The sequence below is a fragment of the Mesorhizobium sp. M7A.F.Ca.US.006.04.2.1 genome, from assembly GCF_004022915.1.
Taxonomy (GTDB): domain Bacteria; phylum Pseudomonadota; class Alphaproteobacteria; order Rhizobiales; family Rhizobiaceae; genus Mesorhizobium; species Mesorhizobium ciceri.
Genome location: NZ_RZQA01000204.1, coordinates 1 through 8,133 on the forward strand (window position 1 = coordinate 1; position 8,133 = coordinate 8,133).

The following is an 8,133-nucleotide window of genomic DNA, read 5'->3' on the forward strand; positions in this document are numbered from 1 at the left end:
CACCCGGCCCAGGACGGCATGCCGGGCCACAGCGTCTGCAGCCACGGCAGCGCCAGCCACTCGACGAGGCTCGTCAGGCCGAACCACAGAGCCACCAGTGCCAGCACGGTCAAGCCCAGCGTCTTGACGAACACGGCCCGAAAGGGAGGCGAAATCAGCTCGAGGGCCGCAGCGCGGGCAGCGTCGAAAATCACCTTGTCACACCCCCGGTTAGCGGACGCCGCCTAAAAGGCGGATGCTTCCGAGATAGGCAGCGCAGGCCATGAGCACAAGCGGGCTGGCGTCTACCGCGCAAATGCCGGCTTTCGAACCGGGATGGTCATGGCAGCGACCCCGGCCACGACAAAACCCATGCCCAGCCATGCCGTCGAACCAAGACTTTCGCCGAGGAAGAGAGCGCCGATGCCGACGCCGATCGGCACGCGCAGATAGGCCTGCGAGGTGGTGCCGACCGAACCCAGCGTGTGGATGAGGCGGAAATAGATGACGAAGGCCAGCGCGGTGGAAAAGACCGACAGGCCGAGCAGGGCCAGGATCGACGCGGTCGATGGCGCCAGCGTCCACGGCTGGTCGAACACCAGACTGAGCGGCACGAGGATGACGGCGCCGCACAACATGGAACCGGCGGCCGGTAGCATTGGGTCGAGGCCCTTGAAACCGCGGCCGAAAATGGCGGCCCCGGCATAGCAGACCGTCGCGGCGACGATTGCCAATTGCGCCCACAATTCATGACCGAGGCCACTCAGCGCCTGCGTGCCGATAATGAGGCAGATGCCGGCAATGCCGGCGCCCACACCGATCAGTTTGCGCAAGGTGACCGGCTCGTGGCGGGTGATGAGCGCGGTCAAGAGGAAGGTGAAGATCGGCGAGGTCGCGTTGAGGATGGTGGCGAGGCCGGCATCGACCGAGCGTTCGGCCGCGGCGATCAGGGTGAACGGAATAACGCTGTTGAGGCAGGCCTGGAAGGCGAAGCGGCGCCAGCTTGCAGCATCGCCCGGCAAGGCGAGCCCGCGCCAGCGGATGATGGCCAACAGGATGCCGCCAGCGATCAGGGTGCGGGCGGCAATGAAGGTGACCGGCGGGATGGTTTCGACGCCGATCTTGATGAAGGTGTAGGAGGCGCCCCAGAGCACTGCCAGCACGACGAGCAGTACCAGGTCGGTGGTCAGATCGTTTTTTGCAGGCTCGTTCTTCGTCGACATGCTTTTTGTAGACATTGGGGGCTGGCTCGCCTTCGAAGCGGGATCGTCTGATCCAGGCTTATAGGCGGTGCGGCGATGAAATGCTTCGGCCACGGTCGAATTGTCATAGCGCCTCGCGGCTGATGCGCCTTTGCCTGTTCCGCCAAAGTTGCGTGTCACGCCCTAGGCAAACCGGTTTCAAATCGCTAGACCCGCGCCGGGCCGGCGTGGCAAGAAGCCGGCTCGGGTTTTTGGCGGAGATTTTGATGCCGGATTATGACGTGCTTTGCATCGGCAATGCCATTGTCGACATCATCGCCCAGTGCGACGAGGAATTCCTCGAGACCAACGGCATCATCAAGGGCGCGATGAACCTCATCGACACACAACGCGCCGAACTGCTCTACAGCCGCATGGGCCCGGCGATCGAAGCGTCCGGCGGCAGCGCCGGCAACACGGCGGCCGGCGTCGCCAGCTTCGGCGGCCGCGCCGCCTTCTTCGGCAAGGTTTCCAACGATGCGCTGGGCGAAATCTACGCCCACGACATCCATGCACAGGGCGTCGCCTTCGACACCACGCCGCTCAAGGGCGAGCCGCCGACGGCGCGGTCGATGATCTTCGTCACCCCTGACGGCGAGCGTTCGATGAACACCTATCTCGGCGCCTGCGTCGAGCTTGGGCCGGAGGATGTCGAGGCCGATAAGGCTTCTGGCGCCAAGGTCACCTATTTCGAAGGCTATCTGTGGGACCCGCCGCGCGCCAAGGAAGCGATCCGCCAGACGGCGAAGCTGGCGCACGCGGCAGGCCGAGAAGTGTCGATGACGCTGTCGGATTCGTTCTGCGTCGACCGCTACCGCGACGAATTCCTCGACCTGGTGCGCTCGGGCACGGTCGACATCGTCTTTGCCAACAGCCACGAGATCAAATCGCTCTACCAGACATCGTCGTTCGACGAGGCGCTGGCCCAGATCCGCAAGGATTGCCGGATCGCCGCCGTCACCCGCTCGGAAAAAGGCTCGGTGATCGTGCGCGGCGACGAGACCGTGGTGATCAAGGCGACCGCCATCAAGGAACTGGTCGACACGACGGGCGCCGGCGATCTCTATGCCGCCGGCTTCCTGCATGGCTACACGCAAGGCCGCGACCTGCAGACTTGCGGCGACCTTGGCTCACTGGCAGCCGGATTGGTGATCCAGCAGATCGGCCCCAGGCCCCGTCAGAATTTGCGCCGCGAGGCTGAGCAGGCGGGATTGCTGTAGGGGTCCCGACGCTTTTAACCTCTCCCCTTGTGGGAGAGGTCGGATTGCCCCGATTTTTCCTTTACAAATCGGATGGCAATCCGGGTGAGGGGTAGCTTGGCGCCAAGCTGGAACACCCCTCAACCGTCTTGGCGCTACGCGCCAATCCACCTTCTCCCACAAGGGGAGAAGGAAATGCCGTCGCGCGGCTGTCACACATGACACCTACACGCAATCTGGGCGCCCGCGACTAACATCTGTGCGCCCTCAGTCAGTTGGGGTGTCAAGACATGCAAGACAGCAAGCTGTCGGGCGGCAGGATCCGTCGCCGCCGTGATTTCCGTTTTCCGCACTAGAAGTTCAACAATCGGCCGCAGCTGAGGGGGAGCGCGCGGCCAGAAGACAGATGCATGAACAGATTTCAAATCCAGGGCCTCAAGCAGGACGACTTCGCGGAGATGGTCGCGGAAGACGTCGAACGTGCACTTGCCCACTATGACGAGGCCATCAACAAGCCCACCATGGTCTCGGTCGGCAAGATCGCCGGCAGCATAGCGTCCGCTGTCACCTTGCTGTCACCGAAGCACCAGCGCGCCATCGACGCCATCCATGCCGACCTGCCCGGCCTGGCCTCGAAATTCGTGCGCGCGCTGGCGGCGGAAGCCGCGCGCCGCAGCGAAGCCGGTATTGCCGGCGTGACAAATCCGCCGACGACCCCGTTGGCCGATGTCGAGCCTCCTTCGCTGCCAAAGTCCGACGATCTCGAATCGATGCTGATCGAGGACTGGGCCGGCCGCGTCGCCGGTTCGACCTATCTGGAAGAGCATCTGCGCATCGCCCGCTCGACCCTGCACCGCTGGCAGCGGCGGGGTGAGGTCATCGCCTTGCGCAAGGGCGGCCGCAAACATGTCTTCCCGCTGGTGCAGTTCGTCGACGGCCGGCCGGTTGCAGGCATTCGCGACGTGCTATCCCTGATCACCAATCCGAGGCTCGCATGGCTGTGGCTGACGCGGCCCTCGGCGCAGCTCGACGGCCGCGTCCCGATCGACTTGCTGCGGCAGGATCAGGTGGACGAGGTCGTCGAGGCCGCTCGCATATTCGCGCCGGGCTGAACGCCTCGCCGACTCACCGCTGAGGCCAGCCCCTCAAGTCCCCGCCGTGTACGCCGCGATCGCCGCCATGTTGACGATATCGCTGTCCTTGGCATTCAGCGACACGATCTGAACCGGCTTGTTCAGGCCGACCAGCAGCGGCCCGATCACCGTCGAGCCGCCGAGTTCCTGCAACATCTTGGTCGAAATCGAGGCCGAGTGGAACGCCGGCATGATCAGCACATTGGCCGGGCCGGTCAGGCGGATGAACGGATATTGCGCCATGGCGCGGGCGTTGAGGGCGACGTCGGCGGCCATTTCGCCGTCATATTCGAAATCGACGCGGCGCTTGTCGAGGATGCGCACGGCTTCCTGGACGCGCTCGGAGCGTTCGCCCTGCGGATGGCCAAAGGTGGAATAGGCGAGCATGGCGAGCCTCGGCTCATAACCCATGCGGCGGGCAAAGCCTGCCGCCTCCTCGGCGATGTCGGCGATCTGCTCGGCGTTCGGCATATCGTGCACGGCGGTGTCGGCGACCAGCACGGTCTTGCCCCGCGCCAGCACGATCGAGACGCCGATGACGCGGTGGCCGGGCTTGGCGTCGATGACGCGGCGGATGTCGTCGAGCGCGGTCGAATAGTTGCGGGTGACGCCGGTGACGATGCCGTCGGCGTCGCCCAGCGCCACCATGCAGGCGGCAAAGTGGTTGCGATCGTTGTTGATCAGCCGCTGGCAGTCGCGAAACAGGAAGCCTTTGCGCTGCATGCGCTCGTAGAGGTAGTCGGTGTAGATGCCGTTGCGGCGCGACAGCCTTGCATTGATGATCTCGATGCCTTGTTTGTTGAGATCGATGCCGGCGTGCTTGGCGTTTTCCTTGATGACGTCGTCGCGGCCGAGCAGGATGGCGGTGCCGAGCTTCTGGTTCACATAGGAGACGGCGGCGCGCATGACCTGTTCCTCCTCGCCCTCGGCGAAGACGATGCGCTTGGGCTGGCGGCGCACGCGGTCGTAGATGCGCTGCAGGGTCGAGGCGATCGGGTCGCGGCGGGCCGACAGTTCCTGCGCGTAACGGTCGAGGTCAAGGATCGGCTTGCGGGCGACGCCTGAATCCATCGCCGCCTTGGCGACCGCAATCGGAATGGCCGAGATCAGGCGCGGGTCGAACGGCACCGGGATGATGTAGTTGGGGCCGAATTTCGGCCGATTACCCTGATAGGCGGCGGCAACGTCGTCGGGCACGTCCTGGCGCGCCAGTGCCGCCAGCGCCTGGGCGGCGGCGATCTTCATGTCGTCATTGATGGTGGTTGCCCTGACATCCAGCGCGCCGCGGAAGATATAGGGGAAGCCGAGCACGTTGTTGACCTGATTGGGATAATCGGAACGCCCTGTGGCCATGATGGCGTCTGTGCGGATTTCGGCGACCTCCTCCGGCGTGATTTCCGGGTCGGGATTGGCCATGGCGAAGATGATCGGGTTCTTGGCCATCGACTGCACCATGGCGGTGGTCAGCGCGCCCTTGGCGGAGAGGCCGAGGAAGACGTCGGCGCCGTCGAGCGCCTCGGCGAGACTGCGCGCCTCGGTCTTGACCGCATGCGCCGATTTCCACTGGTTCATGCCTTCGGTGCGGCCCTGGAAAACCACGCCCTTGGTGTCGCACAGGATGATGTTTTCGGGCGAAAAGCCCATCGCCTTCATCAGCTCGATGCAGGCGATGCCGGCGGCGCCGGCGCCGTTGCAGACCATTTTCGTGGTCTTCATGTCGCGACCGGTGATCTCCAGCGCGTTGATCAGGCCGGCGGCGGAGATGATCGCAGTGCCGTGCTGGTCGTCATGGAAGACCGGAATGTCCATCAATTCGCGCAGCCGCTGCTCGATGATGAAGCATTCCGGCGCCTTGATGTCCTCGAGATTGATGCCGCCGAAAGAGGGCCCGAGGAAACGCACGCAGTTGATGAACTCGTCGGCGTCCTCGGTGTCGACCTCGAGGTCGATGGAATCGACATCGGCGAAGCGCTTGAACAGCACCGCCTTGCCCTCCATCACCGGCTTGGAGGCCAGCGCGCCGAGATTGCCGAGACCGAGGATAGCCGTGCCGTTGGAGATGACGGCGACCATGTTGCCGCGCGTCGTGTAGTCGAAGGCGCGCGAGGGGTCTTCGGCGATGGCCAGGACCGGAACCGCGACACCAGGCGAATAGGCGAGGCTGAGGTCGCGTTGCGTCGCCATCGGCTTGGTGGCGACGACCTCCAGCTTGCCGGGGCGACCCATGGCGTGGAATTCGAGCGCTTCCTGCGCACTGACGGACGGACCGCTGTTCTCGGTTTTCCTGGCCATGATGTTCTTGATTTCCTCACCGGTGCAGCACCTCGTTGAAGCGGGTGCTTTGTGTCGGACCGAATTAAGACCACGCGCCGCCGCGTGTAAACCGCCAGCGTGCGGAATCGCGGTTGGTACGCGCGATTGCGGGCATCCTGCCGTCCCGGTCGTCCCCTGTTTTTCGAAGCCCCGGCATTAAACCGCGCGATCACATCTGCTAGCGTGCGGCGCATGAACATGCACAGCCCGAACGAGCCGGACGCCCCCGAGGCGATGACGCCGGTGCCGACCACCCACGCCGGCGCCACGCCGATGATCGAGCAATTCATCGAGATCAAGGCGGCAAACCCGGATTCGCTGCTGTTCTACCGCATGGGCGATTTCTACGAGCTGTTCTTCGACGATGCCGAGAAGGCGAGCCGGGCGCTGGGCATCGTCTTGACCAAGCGCGGCAAGTATCAAGGGCTCGACATTCCGATGTGCGGCGTGCCGGTGCATGCTGCTGACGACTATCTGCAGAAGCTGATCGGCCAGGGTTTCCGCGTTGCCGTCTGCGAACAGATCGAAGATCCGGCCGAGGCGAAGAAACGCGGCGGCAAATCGGTGGTGCGCCGCGATGTGGTGCGGCTGGTGACACCAGGCACCATCACCGAGGACAAATTGCTGGCGCCGTCGGAATCGAGCTTCCTGATGGCGCTGGGGCGGGTGAAAGGCGGAGCGGACCACTCCTTTGCGCTGGCCTGGATCGACATCTCGACCGGCGCCTTCCGCGTCACCGACACCACCGCCGACCGGCTTTTGGCTGACATCTTCCGTGTTGATCCGCGTGAGTTGATCGTTGCCGAGCCAGTGTTCCACGATCCGGAGCTGAAGCCGGTGTTCGACGTGCTCGGCCGCGTCGCCAGCCCGCAACCACCGTCACTGTTCGATTCGGCGTCGGCGACAGGGCGCATCGCCCGCTTCTTCGATGTGGCGACGCCGGACAGTTTTGGCGCCTTTTCGCGCGCCGAACTATCGGCGATCTCGGGCGCCATTGCCTATGTCGAGAAGACGCAGAAAGCGGAGCGCCCGCCGCTGTCGCGGCCCGAACGCGAGGAGCAGGGTTCGACCCTGTTCATCGATCCGGCGACACGCGGCAATCTGGAACTGCTGCGCACGCTGTCGGGCAGCCGCGAAGGCTCGCTGTTCAAGGCGATCGACCGCACGGTGACCGGCGGCGGCGCAAGGCTGCTCGCCGACCGGCTGATGGCGCCGCTGACCGACCCGGCGGCGATCGGCGCCAGGCTGGACTCAGTGTCGTTCTTCCGTTCCGAAACGCGACTTTGCCAGGCGGTGCGGTCGAGCCTGAAGAGCGTTGCCGACATGCCCCGCGCGCTGTCCAGGCTGGCGCTCAACCGGGGTGGGCCGCGCGACCTCGGCGCGCTGCGCGCCGGCTTCGAGGCTGCAGGCGCGATCGCCGAAATCTTTGCCGCCACCGCCCTGCCCCCGGAACTTGCGGCGGCATTGGCCGCCATCCATGCACTGCCCCAAGCGCTTTCGCAGCATCTGATGCAGGCACTTGGCGACGAACTGCCGCTGCTCAAGCGCGACGGCGGCTTCGTTCGTGGCGGCTACCATGCCGATCTCGACGAGATGCGGGCGCTGCGCGACGAATCGCGAAAGGTGATCGCCGGGCTGGAACGCTCGCTGATCGACGAGACCGGCATCCGCTCGCTGAAAATCCGGCACAACAATGTGCTTGGCTACTATATCGAGGTGACCGCCAACCATCATGCGGTGATGACCAGCAGCGATGGCGCCAAGGCGCGCTTCATCCACCGCCAGACCATGGCCAACGCCATGCGCTTTACCACGACCGAGCTTGCCGAGCTCGAGACCAAGATCGCCAATGCCGCCGACCGGGCGCTCAACATCGAACTGGCCGCCTTCGAGGCGCTGACGACGGAAGCGGTCGGCGAAGCGGAGAAGATCCGCGCCGGCGCCGATGCGCTGGCCGTGCTCGATGTCTCCGCGGCGCTCGCGCTTCTGTCGGAAAGCGAAGCCTGGTGCCGGCCGGTGGTGGATTCGAGCCTTGCCTTCGAGATTACGGGCGGGCGGCATCCGGTGGTCGAACAGGCCTTGCGCCGCTCCGGCGAAGGCCCGTTCGTCGCCAACGATTGCGACCTGTCGCCGGAGGGAGCTGCCCGGAACGGCGCCATCTGGCTCCTGACCGGCCCGAACATGGGCGGCAAGTCGACGTTTCTCAGGCAAAACGCGCTGATCGCCATCCTGGCCCAGACCGGCTCGTTCGTACCGGCGACATCGGCC

At 64.9% G+C, this 8,133-nt stretch carries 5 protein-coding genes and 1 pseudogene; 3 read left to right on the forward strand and 3 right to left on the reverse strand.

All coding sequences use genetic code 11. The features are described 5' to 3' along the window. A pseudogene (locus EN925_RS13370) lies at positions 1-194 on the reverse strand (cysteine biosynthesis protein CysZ); the annotation flags it as partial. A gap of 90 nt (positions 195-284) precedes the next feature. Then, positions 285-1,217 (reverse strand): EamA family transporter, encoded by a 933-nt coding sequence (locus EN925_RS13375; protein WP_013528051.1) that lies wholly within the window; start codon positions 1,215-1,217, stop codon positions 285-287. A 230-nt stretch (positions 1,218-1,447) separates the two neighbouring features. On the opposite strand from EN925_RS13375, the gene EN925_RS13380 reads away from it, so the two are divergent. Beyond that, positions 1,448-2,440 carry an adenosine kinase gene (locus tag EN925_RS13380; protein WP_127274470.1) on the forward strand — a complete coding sequence of 331 codons (993 nt, stop codon included), beginning with the start codon at positions 1,448-1,450 and terminating at the stop codon, positions 2,438-2,440. A gap of 389 nt (positions 2,441-2,829) precedes the next feature. Beyond that, positions 2,830-3,531: an antitoxin Xre/MbcA/ParS toxin-binding domain-containing protein gene (locus EN925_RS13385; protein ID WP_127384829.1), complete on the forward strand. Its 702-nt coding sequence runs from the start codon at positions 2,830-2,832 to the stop codon at positions 3,529-3,531. A 33-nt stretch (positions 3,532-3,564) separates the two neighbouring features. Here EN925_RS13385 and EN925_RS13390 read toward each other — a convergent pair whose 3' ends face one another. Continuing rightward, entirely contained in the window at positions 3,565-5,844 is a 2,280-nt protein-coding gene (locus tag EN925_RS13390; protein WP_024501796.1) for an NADP-dependent malic enzyme, read from the reverse strand. A 213-nt stretch (positions 5,845-6,057) separates the two neighbouring features. On the opposite strand from EN925_RS13390, the gene mutS reads away from it, so the two are divergent. After that, on the forward strand, positions 6,058-8,133 hold a 2,076-nt coding region (mutS, locus tag EN925_RS13395), incomplete at its 3' end, for a DNA mismatch repair protein MutS (protein WP_128336600.1).

Coding starts and splice junctions, on each gene's coding strand:
- EN925_RS13375 (WP_013528051.1), bottom strand. CDS start 1,217: ATGTCTACAAAAAGCATGTCGACGAAGAACGAGCCTGCAAAAAACGAT.
- EN925_RS13385 (WP_127384829.1), top strand. CDS start 2,830: ATGAACAGATTTCAAATCCAGGGCCTCAAGCAGGACGACTTCGCGGAG.
- EN925_RS13390 (WP_024501796.1), bottom strand. CDS start 5,844: ATGGCCAGGAAAACCGAGAACAGCGGTCCGTCCGTCAGTGCGCAGGAA.
- EN925_RS13380 (WP_127274470.1), top strand. CDS start 1,448: ATGCCGGATTATGACGTGCTTTGCATCGGCAATGCCATTGTCGACATC.